Origin of the sequence: Rhodococcus erythropolis R138 (assembly GCF_000696675.2) — a bacterium.
Taxonomy (GTDB): domain Bacteria; phylum Actinomycetota; class Actinomycetes; order Mycobacteriales; family Mycobacteriaceae; genus Rhodococcus_F; species Rhodococcus_F erythropolis.
In genome coordinates, this window is sequence record NZ_CP007255.1 from 5,407,790 (window position 1) to 5,425,424 (window position 17,635).

At 62.9% G+C, this 17,635-nt stretch carries 17 protein-coding genes; 7 read left to right on the forward strand and 10 right to left on the reverse strand.

The features are described 5' to 3' along the window. Window positions 1-39: 39 nt before the first annotated feature. Entirely contained in the window at window positions 40-465 is a 426-nt protein-coding gene (locus H351_RS24805) for an Rv0361 family membrane protein (RefSeq protein WP_019749485.1), read from the reverse strand. 230 nt (window positions 466-695) lie between these two features. On the opposite strand from H351_RS24805, the gene H351_RS24810 reads away from it, so the two are divergent. Then, entirely contained in the window at window positions 696-2,093 is a 1,398-nt protein-coding gene (locus tag H351_RS24810) for an FAD-dependent oxidoreductase (protein WP_019749484.1), read from the forward strand. Window positions 2,094-2,202: 109 nt separating this feature from the next. Further along, complete coding sequence (locus H351_RS24815) at window positions 2,203-3,042, forward strand: amidohydrolase family protein (RefSeq protein ID WP_024487914.1); 840 nt, start codon at window positions 2,203-2,205, stop codon at window positions 3,040-3,042. Here the strand turns inward: H351_RS24815 and H351_RS31570 are convergent. From H351_RS31570 to H351_RS32810, 6 genes are all read right to left on the reverse strand, one after another. Continuing rightward, complete coding sequence (locus H351_RS31570) at window positions 2,946-3,428, reverse strand: DUF456 domain-containing protein (RefSeq protein ID WP_019749482.1); 483 nt, start codon at window positions 3,426-3,428, stop codon at window positions 2,946-2,948. The two genes, H351_RS24815 and H351_RS31570, sit on opposite strands and share 97 nt — an antisense overlap. Further along, on the reverse strand, window positions 3,425-4,660 hold the full coding sequence (gene purT / locus H351_RS24820) for a formate-dependent phosphoribosylglycinamide formyltransferase (RefSeq protein ID WP_020906658.1): 1,236 nt from the start codon (window positions 4,658-4,660) through the stop codon (window positions 3,425-3,427). Before purT ends, H351_RS31570 begins: the two co-directional genes overlap by 4 nt. A gap of 40 nt (window positions 4,661-4,700) precedes the next feature. Then, on the reverse strand, window positions 4,701-6,206 hold the full coding sequence (locus H351_RS24825) for a GGDEF domain-containing protein (RefSeq protein ID WP_020906657.1): 1,506 nt from the start codon (window positions 6,204-6,206) through the stop codon (window positions 4,701-4,703). A 240-nt stretch (window positions 6,207-6,446) separates the two neighbouring features. After that, window positions 6,447-6,593, reverse strand: coding sequence for a hypothetical protein (locus tag H351_RS24830; RefSeq protein WP_003944356.1), 147 nt, complete (start codon window positions 6,591-6,593; stop codon window positions 6,447-6,449). 362 nt (window positions 6,594-6,955) lie between these two features. Further along, a complete protein-coding gene (locus H351_RS32805; RefSeq protein WP_019749478.1) occupies window positions 6,956-7,078 on the reverse strand; it encodes a hypothetical protein in 123 nt (40 codons plus the stop codon). A 210-nt stretch (window positions 7,079-7,288) separates the two neighbouring features. After that, on the reverse strand, window positions 7,289-7,411 hold the full coding sequence (locus H351_RS32810) for a hypothetical protein (protein ID WP_003944443.1): 123 nt from the start codon (window positions 7,409-7,411) through the stop codon (window positions 7,289-7,291). A 319-nt stretch (window positions 7,412-7,730) separates the two neighbouring features. On the opposite strand from H351_RS32810, the gene H351_RS24835 reads away from it, so the two are divergent. From H351_RS24835 to H351_RS24845, 3 genes are all read left to right on the forward strand, one after another. Next, entirely contained in the window at window positions 7,731-9,464 is a 1,734-nt protein-coding gene (locus H351_RS24835) for an ABC transporter ATP-binding protein (protein WP_019749475.1), read from the forward strand. Next, window positions 9,461-11,527, forward strand: a complete 2,067-nt coding sequence (locus H351_RS24840) for an ABC transporter ATP-binding protein (RefSeq protein ID WP_029254761.1) — start codon at window positions 9,461-9,463, stop codon at window positions 11,525-11,527. Before H351_RS24835 ends, H351_RS24840 begins: the two co-directional genes overlap by 4 nt. 107 nt (window positions 11,528-11,634) lie before the next feature. Beyond that, a complete protein-coding gene (locus tag H351_RS24845) occupies window positions 11,635-12,735 on the forward strand; it encodes a CaiB/BaiF CoA transferase family protein (RefSeq protein ID WP_020968820.1) in 1,101 nt (366 codons plus the stop codon). A 59-nt stretch (window positions 12,736-12,794) separates the two neighbouring features. Here the strand turns inward: H351_RS24845 and H351_RS24850 are convergent, their stop codons facing one another. Together H351_RS24850 and yczR are read right to left on the reverse strand one after the other, a co-directional pair. Beyond that, window positions 12,795-13,898 carry a class I SAM-dependent methyltransferase gene (locus H351_RS24850; protein ID WP_029254760.1) on the reverse strand — a complete coding sequence of 368 codons (1,104 nt, stop codon included), beginning with the start codon at window positions 13,896-13,898 and terminating at the stop codon, window positions 12,795-12,797. A 47-nt stretch (window positions 13,899-13,945) separates the two neighbouring features. Further along, on the reverse strand, window positions 13,946-15,421 hold the full coding sequence (gene yczR, locus H351_RS24855; RefSeq protein ID WP_019749471.1) for a MocR-like transcription factor YczR: 1,476 nt from the start codon (window positions 15,419-15,421) through the stop codon (window positions 13,946-13,948). A gap of 61 nt (window positions 15,422-15,482) precedes the next feature. Here yczR and H351_RS24860 point away from each other — a divergent pair, with 61 nt between their 5' ends. After that, window positions 15,483-15,713: a hypothetical protein gene (locus tag H351_RS24860; RefSeq protein ID WP_021343262.1), complete on the forward strand. Its 231-nt coding sequence runs from the start codon at window positions 15,483-15,485 to the stop codon at window positions 15,711-15,713. Between the two features lie 45 nt (window positions 15,714-15,758). Beyond that, window positions 15,759-16,229: a 5' nucleotidase, NT5C type gene (locus H351_RS24865; protein ID WP_019749470.1), complete on the forward strand. Its 471-nt coding sequence runs from the start codon at window positions 15,759-15,761 to the stop codon at window positions 16,227-16,229. Window positions 16,230-16,280: 51 nt separating this feature from the next. Here H351_RS24865 and H351_RS24870 read toward each other — a convergent pair whose 3' ends face one another. Next, window positions 16,281-17,570 carry an adenylosuccinate synthase gene (locus tag H351_RS24870; RefSeq protein WP_003944351.1) on the reverse strand — a complete coding sequence of 430 codons (1,290 nt, stop codon included), beginning with the start codon at window positions 17,568-17,570 and terminating at the stop codon, window positions 16,281-16,283. Window positions 17,571-17,635 lie beyond the last annotated feature (65 nt).

Below are 17,635 nucleotides of genomic sequence, written 5' to 3' on the forward strand. Positions count from 1 at the left end.
ATGTTTTCACAAGACTGCCGTGAGCGCCTGAGCGGGCCGTCAGTTACAGACGACCCAACGGTTGCCGTCACGGGTCAGGGCCCAGGTCGAGACCCGCTCGCCCGCTCCGCCGCCGGTGATCGTCACGTCGGCCCGGGCGCGATCGCCGTTGACCACGACCCCGTCCACACCCTTCAGTTCGACCGTCCCGTCGACTCCGGCCATCGGACCAGTGCTCGAATTGAAGCTCGCGCAGGTCAGGGTCTTGACCGTCTCCGCGTCATTTCGATTCTCGGCATCGACGTAGTCGGTGACGGAGCGGCTCACGCGGTCCGACTCGGTGACGTTCTCCTCGGCCGGCGAGATCCACGATGCGACGAAGATTCCACCCAGGATCAAGGCGACGATGGCAACAGCCAAGAGGAACGGCCCCGCAGACGCCTTCTTGCCATCGATGTTGTCGGATTCGCGAAGCTCGTCACTCATAACGCCAATACTCCCCCACAACTTGAAATTGTGGCCCGTCAAGGACCAGGCCCCTACCCCGAATACCCGAGACAACGGGAGAATGGGAAGAAAGAATAGGTTTACCCACAACCGATCGAGTGAGAGTGTGGATCCGTTCGGCCGCAACCGAGGCACTGTGCTTAGGTTCGGCTAAATTGGATACTTGTCGATATGTTGTCCGAACTTCGAAGAAGGTAGCTGTCCTCACGATGACTGACTCCAACCGCCCACTCCGGGTCGCGATCGTCGGCGCCGGCCCCGCCGGCATCTACGCCGCCGACGCCCTCATGAAATCCGACACCGCAGTCTCCGGCCGCGGCGTCAGCATCGACCTCTTCGAGCGCATGCCCGCGCCCTTCGGCCTGATTCGTTACGGCGTCGCGCCTGATCATCCGCGCATCAAGGGCATCATCACCGCTCTGCACAAGGTGCTCGACAAGCCTCAGGTCCGCCTGCTCGGCAACATCGACTACGGCACCGACATCACCCTCGACGACCTGCAGTCGTTCTACGACGCGGTCATCTTCTCGACCGGCGCCAACGCCGACCGCGCGCTCGGCATCCCGGGTATCGAACTCGACGGCAGCTATGGCGCGGCCGACTTCGTCTCCTGGTACGACGGCCACCCCGACGTACCGCGTACGTGGCCGCTCGAAGCCGAGAAGGTCGCTGTCCTCGGCGTGGGCAACGTTGCGCTCGACATCGCCCGCGTCCTCGCCAAGACCGGCGACGAACTGCTGCCGACCGAGATCCCCGCCAACGTCTACGAGGGCCTCAAGAACAACAAGGCCGTCGAGGTTCACGTCTTCGGACGCCGCGGCCCGGCCCAGGCCAAGTTCACGCCTCTCGAACTGCGTGAACTCGACCACTCGCCGACCATCGAGGTCATCGTCGACCCCGAGGACATCGACTACGACGAGGGTTCCGAGCAGGCTCGCCGCAACTCCAAGCAGGTCGACATGGTTGCGAATACGCTGCAGGACTGGGCAATTCGCGACGTCGGAGCCCGTCCCCACAAACTGTTCCTGCACTTCTTCGAATCTCCCACGGAGATCCTTGGTGAAGACGGCAAGGTCGTCGGCCTGCGCACCGAGCGCACTCAGCTCGACGGCACCGGCAACGTCAAGGGCACCGGCACGTACAAGGACTGGGATGTCCAGGCCGTGTACCGCGCCGTCGGTTACCTCTCGCAGAACGTCACGCAGCTGCCGTTCGACGACCAGGCGGGCACCGTCCCCAACGACGCCGGACGCGTCGTCGCCGACGACAACGCCGAGGGCGCAGCCCGGTTCATGCCGGCCACCTACGTCACCGGCTGGATCAAGCGCGGCCCCGTCGGCCTCATCGGCCACACGAAGGGTGACGCCAACGAAACCGTCGCGAATCTTCTCGAGGATTCCGTCGGCTTCGCCGGCGCCGCGAACCCCGACGAGAACGCCGTCATCGAGTTCCTCGAAGGCAAGCAGGTGCCGTACACGACCTGGCAGGGCTGGTACCGCCTCGACGCGCACGAGCGCAGCCTGGGCGAGCCCGAAGGCCGTGAGCGCATCAAGGTCGTCGAGCGTCACGACATGCTGAAGGCGTCCGAGCCCGACCGCGCGAACTGAGTGCGCAGAAGTAACTGAACAGAAGCCCTCCACCGGCCCGACGCGACCCAGGTCACATCGGGCCGGTGGTGTGTGCGGGGACCCAGGGCAACAGGGCAAAATAGACCCCGTGTTTGACGCCCACGTGCATATCATCGACCCGCGCTTCCCGCTGGTCGAGAATCACGGGTACCTGCCTGAGCCCTTCACCGTGGCCGACTACCGGGCCCGGCTTGCCTCACTGAAGGGCCTGAGTGTTGACGGCGGCGCGGTGGTGACCGCGTCGTACCAGGGCAATGACCAGGAATACCTGAAAGCCGCCTTGTCCGAACTCGGCGAAGGCTGGGTGGGCGTCACTGCTTTGCCGCTCGATGCGACGGACGAAGACATCGTTGCGCTGGACGCGCTGGGAGTGCGCGCCGTCCGATTCAATCTGCGCCGAGGCGCCACCGACCTGCGTCTACTCGCCGATCTCGCCAACCGCGCATTCGATCTGGTCGGCTGGCACGCCGAGTTCTACGTCGATGCCACGCTGTTGCTGTCGCTGGAACCCGTCTTCGCCAAATTGCCGGCGGTGAGCATCGACCACTTGGGAATGTCCACCCGCGGACTGCCGTATCTCCTGAACCTCGTCGACCGCGGGGTACGCGTCAAAGCCACCGGGTTCGGCCGCACCACCATCTCCGACGTCGGCGACGTGCTTCGCCAGATCCACGCGGTCAACCCCGCTGCGCTGATGTTCGGCACCGATCTACCCGGCACACGGGCACGTCGAGCGTTCGAGGTCCACGACCTGGACGTGATCGCCGAAGCTGTCGGCGACGACCTGTCCGCGGTCATGTGCGACAACGCCCGCTCCTGGTACCGCTGCGCTCAAGTGAACGCGACGGCTCCCAGCCACAGCCCCGCCGCGATCAGCGCTCCGAACAGTTCCACCAGCATGGACAATCCGACTGCCTTCACCGCGTGAAGCGTCGACGACCAGGCGATGTCGTAACGGCGCAGTCGCGCTAGTTCGGCGAAATACGTTCCGACGATGAATCCGAGGAACAAGCCCACGACCGGAATCACGAAGAACCCGATGATGCCGACGACGCCGCCGACCACCACCGACAGGTTGGGCACTCCCCCGGACTTCATCCGCTTGCCTGGCCAGGTGTACTTCACGATCCCGGTGACCACCAGTGCCAGCGTGGACAGCGCGAACACCGTCCACGCCGTCGCGCCACCGGTCATGATCGCCCACACCAGAATTGCACCGAAAACGAGAAGTGTCCCCGGAAGAATCGGAACGACGACACCGATCAGACCGACCAGGATGACCAGCCCGACGAGGACCTCGGCCACAGGACTCATCCGACGGGACGCACCTTCGACGCGGCCTCGCGAGCACGGGCGCGTGCAGTCGGCACATCGGCGGCCGTCGACACTGCAACACCCATGCGACGACGCGTGAAGCTCTCGGGCTTGCCGAAGAGCCGCAGGTCCGTCTCGGGAACCGAGAGTGCCTCGGCGACGCCGTCGAATCCGATCCCCTTGGCCTCCATTCCGCCGTAGATCACCGCCGATGCTCCCGGCACCGTGAGCGTCGTGTCGACCGGCAAGCCCAGGATCGCGCGGGCATGCAGCTCGAACTCCGAAAGTCGCTGCGTCCGCAGAGTCACCAATCCGGTGTCGTGCGGCCGTGGGCTCACTTCGGAGAAGAAGACGTCGTCGCCCTTCACGAATAGCTCGACGCCGAAGATGCCTCGCCCGCCCAGAGCCGTGGTCACCTTCTCGGCGACGTCTCGGGCCGAGGCGAGGGCAACTGCGGACATCTGCTGCGGCTGCCACGATTCGATGTAGTCACCGGCTTCCTGCAGGTGCCCGATCGGCTCGCAGAACGACGTCTCGACCTGACCGCTCTCACCGACGGCGCGAACCGTCAATTGTGTTATCTCGTAATCGAAATCGACAAAACCCTCGACGATCACCCGGCCGTGATTCACACGACCTCCGGCCATCGCGTAATCCCATGCGGCGTCGAGATCTTCGGCGGATCGAACCGTCGACTGTCCCTTCCCCGACGAGGACATGACGGGCTTGATGACGCACGGGAAACCGATTCGGTCTGTCGCTGCCTGCACTTCGGCAAGCGAGTCCGCGAAAGCGTACGGCGAAGTGGGCAGGCCCAACTCCTCGGCCGCGAGCCGACGGATCCCCTCACGGTTCATCGTGAGCTGGGTGGCGCGGGCGGTCGGAATGACCACCGCGGCCCCGCGTTCTTCAACGAGTGCAAGCGCATCCGTCGCAATGGCCTCGATCTCGGGAACCACGAAGTGAGGCTTTTCCAACTCGATGACGGCAAGCAGCGCTTCCGGATCGGTCATGTCGACGGTATGCGCACGATGAGCCACCTGGTGTCCAGGGGCATCGGGATACCGATCCACCGCAATCACTTCGACGCCCAGACGCTGCAACGCGATGACAACTTCCTTACCCAACTCGCCTGATCCCAACATCATCACGCGGATGGAGTTCTCGGTCAGGGGAGTTCCGAATCGGAGCGGAAGCGTCGGCAGGGGCGAAGGCGTCGAATCAAGCTGCATGGGTGCGACTATATGCCAATCCCGATGCAGGTCAGCGCGGTTATCGGCCGTCCACCACACCTTCGCGGCCAAATCCCCGCCTGATCGTTCGTGGTATGTCAGGTTTGCGATAGGTGCGGGTGGCCATATCCGGCTCGGAATTCCGTTGCGGCAATGCATCGTTGCCGAGCCGGCGCACTTTCACGAGGTTGCGCCCGGCGCGCTTGGCTTCGTACAGAGCCTCGTCCGCGACGCTCATAAGGGTGGTCAACGTCGGCGTCGCATGATCGACCCACGCGACGCCGACACTGACGGTGCTCGTCACTTCTGATTCGGCCGAGTACTCGACTTGCGCGCCGCGGACCGCCTCGGCCACATCGACTGCTCGCGCGTAGCTGCAGTCCGGAAGCAGAATGGCGAACTCCTCGCCGCCGAGCCTTCCGATCAGATCGCCGTCCGACAATCGGTCAGCGGCCCGTTCGGCGAAGTTCGCGAGAACGCTGTCACCGGTCATATGTCCATGCGTGTCGTTGATGCTCTTGAAGTGGTCCAGGTCGAGCATCAGCAGGCCGACCGGGGATTGTGTGCGGGCCGCGGCGGCAAGCTCCGATTCCGCATGCCCGAGAAACGCACCACGCGAGAGGACCCCGGTCAGATGGTCGAATTCGACAGCAAGGAAGAGCTCACGCTCGGCAGCGCGACGTTCCTCGGTCGCACAGGCAACCGCGATCGGCCCCAACGCGATCAGCGTGACGGCAATGGACGTGATGACGTCCTCGTTCCACGTCGAGGCAGCTTGATCTCCGATATCGAGTCGACCGCTTCCCGCCATCATGAGTGACCACACCGACCAGACCACTGAAACGAAGGCAGTGCTCGGAACCGAGATGCGAGTGGCGCACCACAGGAGAGCCGGAATCGGAAGGACCAGCGCGATCGGCCCTTCGATGCTGAGGGCGATCGGCACGCAGGCTGCAGTGGCGAGTAGCGGAACGCTCATAGCGGCGACGGTTTTGGCAGTCAGTTTGCTGCGGAACTCGGCAAGGCTCGACGGGATGGTGAGAGTGAGAATGAGAGGAAGGACCAGCAGGTACGCCATGACCTCGGTGGCACCCCAGTGGAAGAACGTGTCGGTAAAGGACTGACCGCGTAAGAGCCGGTCCAAGGCGCCGGCAGTGGCCGCGGTACCAGTCGCCGCGACGAACGAGACGAAGACCATCCACACCAGCGACTGCGAATCGACCAATCGGAACGGTGTGCGCTTCAAGTAGTACAGAACAAGAACACCGACTGTGACTCCGGCGAGGTTCGCCCCGTTCAACTGCACCGCAAGCGAGAGCGAGTTGCCGGTGATCAGGTCAGCGCAGACGTATCCGACAGCCGCAGCGATCCACGTCGGCCACTCGATCAGGACCGGCCATCTGACCATCATTCCCAGCAGAATGGCGTTGGCGCACCAGAATGTCGCGAGCAAACCTGGTGGGCGCGTGAGGATGCCGATCAACGAAGCCGCAAGTACAACGGCCAGCACTAGGAGAAGGCGCAGAAAGCGACTCGTCCCTACCATGCGTCACCTCGCGGTCGGCTACCTCTGAATTCGGGAGCACCGGACGTCGCGGTGACCGTATGCCGATGTCGTCGAACCATCGTACGCAGGTGCTGCCACTCACAGTTCTGTGTTCACACGCCAAAACGGCAACTACGAAAATCTCCGCAAACGCGGGTGCCCTCCGGCCACGACAGTGGACAGAGGGCACCTGCATGCAATCCGATTGGCAGAGCCGAATGGACCTGCCGGAAGGGATGACTACTCGGCGGATCCGCTGGACAGACCCGAGAGTGAACCGGTGGACGAGCCCTCGCCCTCGCCGGACAGCGATTCGGTGGGAACGGACTTGAGGAAAGCTCCGAGCGCGGTGAGCAGGGGTCCGAGGGTGCTGAGTGATCCGAACATAGGAGGTTCTCCTGTTTGTGAGGTGGTGTGATGTTCCAGCGCCATTCCGGCCGCAGGCGGTGGCCGAGATGGTTCGGGAACTTCTGCCGCGCGGATGGCTGAACCGCCCCCCGAACAACATCCCGAGCTGTGATGTAGCGCACTAACTTGGCGCTGCCTGCATTTATAGACTGACTGCCCACCTTTGTCTAGCTACCGAATAGCTACCAACTTGAACTGTCGGTAACACCTTCTGACATAATTGCAGTTCAGAGGCCAAATAGACGGTTCGAAATATCCTATAATGTGATTTAGCTCACAATTGAAATGCAAAAAGTGTGGCCCGCAGACAACCGCGAGCCACACTTTCGGACAAACGGGACTTACTTGTCAGCCGCCGATCCTGTGCCCGGGGTGAGCGAGCCACCACCGAGTGCCGTGAACAGGTCCTTGAGTACCGGAATGAACGTCTTGACGACGCCGCTGAAGTCTTCGAATGAACCCATGTCGGGCCTCCTTGTGTCGGGATGCAGTTGAAATGAAGTGGGGACCGAGAATTACTCGGCAGTGGAACCGGCCGAACCCGAGCCGTCCGCCGATCCCGCGTTCAACTTGGTCACGAATGCGAGAACGCTCTTGAGGAAGGCGTCGAGATTCTGAATTGAGGTCATGCGACTACTCCTGTGTTGTTTCGGAAGAATTGTTGTGGTCGAACGTCAGGAGTTCGAGCTCGCGGTGTCCAGCCCCTGAAGGGTCTTGAGCATGTTGACCAGGGGAAGAAGCTGGAGAATGCCCCAGCCCATGCCGTTGGCCTTGAGAAGGTTTCCGAGGGATCCCATGTGTGACTCCTTGCATGAATATCTATGACGCGGCGCACGTTTTGTTCGCTCCGCCTCTTTGTAGCCAAGCTAAATACGTACGTCCAGTTTGTTTCTATCCAAAAGGACCGTGACATATTGGAGCAATGTGTAAACCAGCAGTTCAGGCCCTGTGACCTGAAACCAATATCGAATTCAAGTGTGTTGGACATCACATTCGATTTGGACAAATGGATGCAATCGTCAGAGTCGGTGCCAACCTCGACCACGATCTGTCATACCGTGTGCTTGTGATCAATCGCGAACGAGCGGCAACCGAAGCAACTCACCGGGAACCGTCGTGCTAGCAAAACTCCTCAAGGCGTACCTGCCGCCGTACCGCTGGTTGCTTGCCGGGGTCCTCGCACTTCAACTCTTCGGGGCCATCGCGTCGTTAGTCCTCCCCACGCTCAACGCTCGGATCATCGACGACGGTGTCGCCCGAGGCGACACCGGATTCATCATGTCCACCGGCGGGATCATGCTGCTGGTCTCGCTTGCGTCGATCATCGCGTCGGTCGCATCGACCTATCTGGCGGCAAAATCGTCGATGGGCTTCGGCCACGACGTTCGAGGCGCCTTTTACAAGGCCGTCGGCAGCTTCTCTGATCGCGAATTCAACAGTTTCGGTGCGCCGACGCTGATCACACGGAACACCAACGACGTCCTGCAGATCCAGGCCCTGGTCATGCTGACCTCCTCGATGCTCGTCAGCGCCCCACTGATGTGTATCGGCGGCATCATCATGGCGCTGCGCGAGAACCTGCAGATGTCCTGGCTCCTGACGATTTCGGTACCACTGCTCGGCATCACCGTCTCGGTCGTGGTGGCCAAGCTGATCCCGCACTTCCGGACGATGCAGACGCGGATCGACAACATCAATCGATCACTGCGCGAACAGCTCACCGGTATGCGTGTCATCCGCGCCTTCGTTCGAGAACCCGACGAGACGATCCGCTTCGACAAAGCCAACAAGGAACTGACCGACACCTCGCTCCTCATCGGTCGCTACCAGGCGGTTCTGCTGCCCACCGTCATGTTGATCGCCAACCTGTCGAGCGTCGCGGTGCTGTGGTTCGGCGCGCATCTGGTCGATACCGGAGACATGCAGATCGGCCAGATCAGCGCCTTCCTCGCCTACGTCATGCAGATCCTGATGTCCGTGGTCATGGCGACCATGTTGGCCGTCGTGATCCCCCGCGCGGCCGTGTGTGCCGACCGCATCACCGAGGTACTCGACACCGAGCCGACCGTGCCCGCACCGGCCCAGCCCCTTCGCCCGACCAGCCCCTACGGCGTTGTCGAGTTCGGTGGAGCCGGATTCACGTATCCGGGAGCAGAAACGCCGGTCCTGTCGAATGTCTCGATGCGATGCATGCCAGGAACGGTCACCGCGATCGTGGGCAGTACCGGTAGTGGCAAATCGACCCTCGTCTCACTCATCCCCCGACTCTTCGACGTCACGGCCGGCGCCGTCCTGGTCGACGGCTTGGACGTCCGTGGCTGGGATCAGGACGAACTCTTCGCCAACTTCGGATACGTGCCCCAGAAGGCCTACCTGTTCGCCGGCACGATCGCGAGCAATATCCGCTACGGAAACCCGACCGCCACCGACGACGACATCTGGGCAGCCCTCACCATCGCCCAGGCAGACGACTTCGTCCGTGAACTCTCCGACGGTCTCGAGTCTCCGATCGCTCAGGGCGGCGGCAATCTCTCGGGCGGACAGAAACAACGTCTCGCCATCGCCAGAGCTGTGGTCCGCAGACCCCGGATCTTCGTCTTCGACGATTCGTTCTCCGCACTCGACATGCACACCGACGCCGCAGTCCGACGCGAACTCCGCACGGTCTCGACTCATTCGACGGTCATCATCGTCGCGCAGCGCGTCGCGTCCATCATCGATGCCGACCAGATCATGGTCCTCGAAGACGGCGCTCCGGTCGGTCTCGGCGACCATCAGTTCCTCCTGGCCAACTGTCCGACGTACCAAGAGATCGTGGCTTCCCAGATTCCCGCGGAGATGAGCGCATGACCAGCCCGCAGGACCCGACGTGGGGCAGCCCCAACAGCCAGTACTTCGACGATGCCCCGACGGTGGTGTTCGCCAAGATCCCGAGCGAACCTGAATCCGCGAACGGGGATGCGAAGTCGAGTAACCCCGAGAACCCCGACAAAGAGCCGAAGCCCGCGCTGACCGCGACGGACACCAAACCTCGCCACTTCAAGGCGACGATGAAGCGGCTTCTCTCGCTTCTGCAGCCACACAAGTTTGCGGTCGTCTGTGTCGTCGTTGCGACGATCGCCAGCATCGCGCTCTCCGTCGCGGTGCCGAAGATCCTCGGTCACGCGACAGACCTCATCTTCGCCGGGTTCATCGGCAAGAGCCTGCCCGCCGGACTGACCCGCGATCAGGCAGCAGAGGCGATCCGCGCATCAGGAAATTCGACGTTCGCCGACCTCGTCGCCAACTCGACCGACGTCGTTCCCGGTGTAGGTCTGAACTTCGACGCCATCGGCAAAGTCGTCATGCTCGCGATCGTCGTGTACTTGCTCTCGTCGCTACTTGCCTGGTTGGAAGCATTCCTCCTCAACATCATCGTCCAGAAGACCATCTACAACCTGCGTGCCTCGGTCGAGGCGAAGCTTCACCGTCTCCCCCTTCCATACTTCGACAAGACGCCGCGCGGCGAGATCCTCAGCCGCGTCACCAACGACATCGACAACATCTCGTCGACGTTGTCGTCGACGTTGACCTCACTCCTGACGTCGGTGCTCACCGTCCTCGGCGTCCTGACGATGATGTTCGTCATCTCCCCGATGCTCGCCCTGATCGCACTGATCGCGGTGCCGGTATCGGTGCTCCTCGTTGCCAGGGTCGCCAAGCGTGCACAGGTGTTGTACAAGGCTCAGTGGACCGAGACGGGCAAGATCAACGCACAGATCGAGGAGAACTACAGCGGTCGCGACCTGGTACGCGTGTACGGGCATCAGGCCGAAGCCGAGCGTGAATTCGCCGAGCAGAACAAGAAACTCCTCGACGCGTCCTTCGGCGCACAGTTCCTCTCCAGCCTGATCATGCCGGTCATGAACTTCGTCGGAAACATCACCTACGTGCTGCTCGCTGTGGTCGGCGCACTCAAGGTCGCCAGCGGCAACATGTCACTCGGTGACGTTCAGGCGTTCATCGTCTATTCGCGCCAGTTCAGCCAACCACTCACGCAGATCGCGTCCATGTCGACGAGCCTGCAGTCCGGAGCAGCGTCGGCCGAGCGGGTCTTCGAGCTTCTCGACGAACCCGAGCAGTCGCCCGACATCGACGTGCCACTAATGCCCGAGCCTGCCGGACGCCATCGCAACGTCGGACACATCGAGTTCGAGAACGTCTCGTTCCTCTACGAGCCGGACAAGCCGTTGATCGAGAACGTGTACCTGACGGCTCGGCCCGGGCAGATGGTCGCCATCGTCGGACCCACCGGTGCCGGCAAGACCACCTTGGTCAACCTGCTCATGCGCTTCTACGAAGTCGACTCGGGCCGAATCACTCTCGACGACGTCGACATCTCGCAGATGCGCCGCTCCGACTTGCGCAAGCACGTCGGCATGGTCCTGCAGGACACCTGGCTCTTCGGCGGAACGATCCGCGACAACATCGCGTACGGCCGGCTCGACGCCAGTGAATACGAGATCCACGAAGCCGCACGCGCTGCCTTCGTCGACCGCTTCATCCACACGCTCCCGGACGGGTACGACACCGTGCTGGACGAGGAGGCATCGAACATCAGCTCCGGCGAGAAGCAGCTCATCACGATTGCCCGAGCATTCCTGTCGGAGCCGTCGCTGCTGATTCTCGACGAGGCGACCAGCTCGGTCGACACACGTACGGAACAGCTTGTGCAGCAAGCAATGTCCGCGTTGCGCGTCGGGCGCACCAGCTTCATCATCGCGCACCGGCTCTCCACCATCCGTAACGCCGATCTGATCGTCGTGATGGAGGCGGGCAAGATCGTCGAGCAGGGCACACACGACGAACTCATCGCAGCTGCGGGCGCGTACTTCCGTCTCTACAACGCTCAGTTCGAGGGTGCCGCCGTCTAGTGATCGGCGCCTCCCTCGGCGGACACAGTGCCCCGGAGCACACCTGACCGATTCGACACGTTACCGTCGAGTCAGGAGTGTTGTCACCGTCTGAATTGGGAGTGCGTGTGTCTGCAGAAGCTGTGGAGAAGAAGGGCCCGCTCGCGGGCATTCGGATCGTGGAATTCGCTGGATTGGGACCGGGCCCGCACGCCGCGACGCTTTTGGCGGACATGGGCGCCGACATCGTCATCGTGCAGCGCGCAGGGCAGATTCCGCAGGACTCGAACGCAACCGACCAGATCAAGCGCGGCCGCCGCATCGTCGAGGCCAACCTGAAGGATCCGGCCGACGTCGCCAAGGTTCTCGATCTCCTGGGCCGCGCCGACGTCCTCATCGAGGGCTTCCGCCCCGGCGTCATGGAACGCATGGGACTCGGACCCGACGTGGTGTCGGAGCGCAATCCGCGCCTCGTTTACGCCCGTATGACGGGCTGGGGACAGGAAGGACCGCTCGCCAACGCCGCCGGTCACGACATCAACTACATCTCACTGACCGGTGTCCTCAACGCCATCGGACGCAAGGGTGAACGCCCCGTCCCGCCGCTCAACATGGTCGGCGATTTCGGCGGCGGTTCCATGTTCCTGATCTTCGGCATTCTGTCGGCTCTCGTCGAGCGCTCGACGTCCGGTAAGGGCCAGGTCGTCGACGCGGCGATGGTCGACGGAACCCTCGCGCTCTCGCACATGATGTGGGCATTCCGCGGTCGCGGCGTCTGGTCCGACGAGCGCGGCGTCAACCTCCTCGACACCGGCGCTCCGTTCTACGACACCTACGAGACCTCCGACGGCAAGTACATGGCCGTCGGATCCATCGAACCGCAGTTCTACGCATTGTTGCTCGAGGGCCTCGAACTCGATCCCGCGACGCTCCCTCACCAGATGGACACGTCCAAGTGGGACGACATGAAGACGCTCTTCACCGAAAAGTTCTTGTCCAAGACTCGCGACGAGTGGGCCAAGATCTTCCTCGGCACCGACGCCTGTGTCTCCCCTGTCCTGACTTTCGCCGAGGCTCCGTCCAACGAACACATCGCGGCCCGCGGTTCGCTCATCGAACTCGACGGCGTCACTCAGCATGCTCCCGCACCGCGCTTCTCGCGCACGCCCACCGCGACGCCCGCTGCGCCGGCGCGTGAGGCGACGGATATCGACACGGTCTGGACCTAGGGCCTTCGGCCCCGTGCGCGGTTAAGGAGCCTCAGGACTCTCTAACCACGCACGGGGCGTCAGCCCAACCTGTAGAACCTGAACATCTCGTGCTCGATCGGCAGCACGTCCACCCGCTCGAAACCGGCCGCCTTGGCATAGCTTTCGAGTGTCGAGTGCCTCATCACCGTCCCGGTGGCAACGCTCCCCGGATGCGACAGGCTGTCGGGCAGGCAGCACGTCAGCGAAAATCCGTACAGCAATTGCTCGATCGGACCCGCCTCGGGATCGAACGCATCTGCCGTTCGTTCGTCCATGACGATCACCGGAGCGCCCGGCTGGGCAATCGCCCGAGCCGTGGACAGAAATCCCACCGGATCCGGAACGTCGTGAAGGCACTCGAAAGCGAAGACGGCATCGTAGGTCCCGGCATCGACTCGCCCGGCCTCAGGAGCCTGTCCGGCGACGTCGACCAACGAGAAATGTACTCGGTCGTCCACCCCACGATCGTGGGCGTTACGACGGGCAGCGTTCACCGATGCCGCGTCGACGTCGAAGCCGTGCACTTCGATCTTCGGGTATCCGAGGGCGAGCGCGATCGACGACCAGCCCTCCCCCATCCCGAGATCAGCGACCTGCCCGCCGCCGACAAGAATGGCGTGCAGATCGGTGACTACCGGCAGGAACTGCTGACAGAGCTGCTGGAGATACATCGGCCGGTTCAGCAGCGCCTGGCCCTCGCGAGCATCGGGGCCCATCGATTCCCACGTGACTCCCCCGCCGTGACGATAAGCGTCGAGTAGACGCGGCATCGACGACGTCGTCGCGACGAACAGCCTCGCCAACGGCGCCAGGAAAAGCAGGTTCTCGTCGTCGACCAGAACATCGGCGTGGGCCTGCGGCAGGCTGTACCGGCGATCGGCATCCGAATTGACGTCCACATAACCGGCGACGGCCTGCTGCTCGAGCCACTCCCGCGCATACCTTTCGACGGTCCCTGTCCGGTCCGCCAGCTCCGTCGACGTGAGCGGGCCGTGATCGCTCAGCGCGCGGTACCAGCCCAGCCGGTCGCCCAGATACACAGCCTGCAGCTCCGACGCCCCGAGCGTGGCCGCGAACAATCGTTCTGCGAGCGCGTCCGCCGCACTTGTTCCCGCTGCGCCTGTACCGTCTACCGCCGTCATGCCCTACCTCCTGGTTTCACACCACTTTCAGGGTGTGTACCCAGTTCTCAGACGACGACCATTCGTTGGTCTGCCGTGTCGCGATCCGTCGCGAGGGTGTCGTACGCAGCGGCGATGGACGCGACGCCGCGAATGAGGTCCTCGGGAGAACGTGCGTACGGCACGCGGATGAATCGTTCGAACGCACCTTCGACGCCGAAACGGGGGCCGGCGGCAAGGAGTACGCCGAAGTTGGGTGCCACCGCCGCCAACGCCGTCGAGACTGGCGCGGACATTCGCATCCAGACCGACATTCCACCGGAGCCGATGGTGGGACGCCAGTCCGGCAGATGCTCTGCCACTGCACCGAGGAGTACCGCACGCTGTTCTCGCAGCACTTCGCGACGCTGTTCGAGCAACGAGCGGTCGTCGGCGAGCAAGTAAGCGGCTGCCAACTGATCCATGACGGGAGTACCGAGGTCGACCGCGGCGCGCGCCCCCACCAACTGGGTGATGAGCGCGGCATCGGCGCGAATCCAACCGACACGTAGCCCGCCCCACAGCGACTTCGCCGTCGAACCGAGTGTCACCACTTCGGTTTTCGCCGCGCCTCGCCCATGTGAGGCGACCGGCGCCGGCGGCGGTGCGTCGAGCCACAGGTCCACCATCGTCTCGTCGACGACCAGAGTCATTCGCGTTTCGTGCGCAATCTTCGCAAGCTCGGCGCGGCCGGAAGAGTCCATGCAGAGGCCGGTCGGGTTGTGAAAGTCGGGAATCAGGTATGCCATTCTGGCAGCGGTTTGCCTTGCTGCACTTCGAATCCCGTCGAGATCCCAGGCTCCGGCCGCCGCGAACTCCGGTCGGACCGGAACCGGTACGGGCCGAGCGCCGTTTCGCCGAATCGCTTCCAGCGCATTGGGGTACGTCGGATGATCGACCAGCACTCGCTCGCCGGGTGAGGTGAGCACCGACAGCAACAATCGAAGCGCGTGCTGCGCACCCGAGGTCACCATGATCTGTTCGGCGGTGGTGGGTAGACCCCGCGCCGTGTAGCGCTGCGCGATCACGTCACGCAAGTCGGCGATCCCGACCGGTTCCATCCCGTGCGTGGGCAGGAAGTTCGGAAGTTCCTGCAGCGCAGACGCATACGCCAGTTCGACCTGAGCGGCGGGAGCTGCCATCGCCGCGTAACTGAGGTCGACGACGGGCCCACTCGGCCCCGGTTGATGGGAGCGGAACATCAACCCGTTCGGCCGCGCGCCGGCGGGCAAAGCCACGGTGCTTCGCGAACCCTGCCGGCTGATCAGATACCCCTCGTCTCGCAGCACCGAGTACGACGACGTGATCGTGGTCCGACTGAGTTCGAGCACCGCCGCGAGTTCACGCTCACTCGGCAGTGCGACCCCCAGCGGAACGCGACCGTCGTGCACGAGCAGGCGGATACCGTCGGCAAGCGCACGGTACGCGGGCCTGCGCCCAGACTCTTCCTGCCAGGACCCCAGATCGCGCGCAAGCGAACGGGCACCGAGAACTCGAGTCATCATGCAGTCCAGTATCGACAACTTGGCTATGTAACTCAATACCAGTCGAGTTGATCATATGTCCATGACTACCTTCGCAACCCTGATCGGCATCGGACTCTTCGTGGCGCTCGTCTACTTCTTCGCGCCCGCTGAAGGTGAAGGTACATACATTCGCTTGGAGCAGTTTCGCCTGGCAGCACCCCTCGGCGGCATCTTCCACGACAAGACTTCAGACCGCGAGATCAACTCTGTCAGACCTCCGTGCGATTGTGATCAAGGGGAAGAATTCACTGATCTCAGTCCAGTTGCGTAAAACTGGACTCTTTTCGCACTCAGAAAGTCTCCAGAGAGGGATTGCATGCCGGCTTCCAAAAAGATCCTCTACATCGATCTCGACAACACCTTGGTCAACTTCCAGTCGGGCATCGATCGCCTGACCGACGGCGTCCGGGAGAAGTACAAGAACGACCTCGACGAAGCGCCGCACATCTTCTCTCGCATGGATCCTCTCGACGGTGCTATCGACGCCTACCACCAACTGGCGCAGCAGTTCGACACCTACATCCTCTCGACAGCGCCGTGGAAGAACGCCACAGCCTGGCACGACAAGGTTCTGTGGGTCCAAGAGCACCTCGGCATGGAGGAGGGCAGCGTCGCGTACAAACGTCTGATCCTCTCGCACCACAAGCACCTCAATCGAGGCGATTACCTCGTCGACGACCGCGGAGCAAACGGCGCAGATCGATTCGAGGGCGAGTGGATCAAGTTCGGCAGCACCGAGTTTCCCGACTGGAAGACCGTCACCGCACACTTGTCGAAGCTGGCTTGAAACACGAATCCCCGCTCCTGCTTGCAGGAGCGGGGATTTCGAGGGAACGAACTAGCGGACGATCTCGCGCCGGACGATCGTCTCGTCGCGGCCGGGACCGACACCGATGCAGGAGATGAACGCACCCGAAAGCTCTTCGAGCCGAAGCACGTAGTTCTGCGCATTCTGCGGCAGTTCCTCGAAGGTGCGAGCCTCCGAGATGTCCTCCCACCAGCCAGGCATCTCTTCGTAGATGGGCTTGGCGTGGTGAATGTCGCTCTGCGACATCGGCATTTCGTCGTGGCGGACACCGTCCACCTCGTACGCGACACAGATCGGCACGGTGTCGAGGCTGCTCAACACGTCCAGCTTGGTGAGGAAGTAGTCGGTGATGCCGTTGACGCGCGTCGCGTAACGCGCGATGACTGCGTCGAACCATCCCGTACGACGAGCGCGTCCGGTGGTGACACCGACCTCGCCGCCCTGCTTCGCCAGGTATGCGCCGTGATCGTCGAACAGCTCCGTCGGGAACGGACCGGAACCGACGCGCGTCGTGTACGCCTTGAGGATTCCGAGCACCGTGGTGATCTTGGTGGGACCGATGCCCGAACCGACCGCCGCACCACCCGAGGTGGGGTTGGACGAGGTCACGTACGGGTACGTGCCGTGGTCGACGTCCAGCAGAGTGCCCTGCGAACCTTCGAGCAAGACGGTCTCGCCGCGCTCGAGGGCGAGGTTGAGCTCCAGGCGCGTGTCCGAGATGCGGTGCTTGAAACCCTCGGCCTGCGTCAGTACCTCTTCGACGACCTGCTGCGGGTCGAGTGCCTTGCGGTTGTAGATCTTGACCAGCACCTGATTCTTGAATTCGAGTGCCGCTTCGACCTTCTGGGTCAGGATCTTCTCGTCCAGGACGTCCGCAGCACGGACACCGACACGGGCGATCTTGTCCTGGTAGCACGGGCCGATACCGCGGCCGGTCGTGCCGATCTTCTTCGCTCCCAGGAAGCGTTCGGTGACCTTGTCGATGGCCACGTGGTACGGCATGATCAGGTGCGCATCAGCAGAAAGCAGCAGGCGGGACGTGTCCACACCGCGCTCTTCCAAGCCTGCCAATTCGGTCAGCAACACACCCGGGTCGACGACGACACCGTTACCGATGACGTTGTTGACGGCGGGGGTGAGGATTCCGGACGGGATGAGGTGCAGTGCGAACTTGTCACCGTTCGGCAGAACCACGGTGTGTCCGGCGTTGTTACCGCCCTGGTATCGCACGACCCACTGAAGCTGCTCGCCCAGTAGATCTGTAGCTTTGCCCTTACCTTCGTCGCCCCACTGGGCGCCGATCAGGACGATTGCCGGCATGACGTTGTCTCCTACGGTCGACGTGCAGCAGTTGTCCCGCCGCATTGGTACTGCCTGGCTTCCGC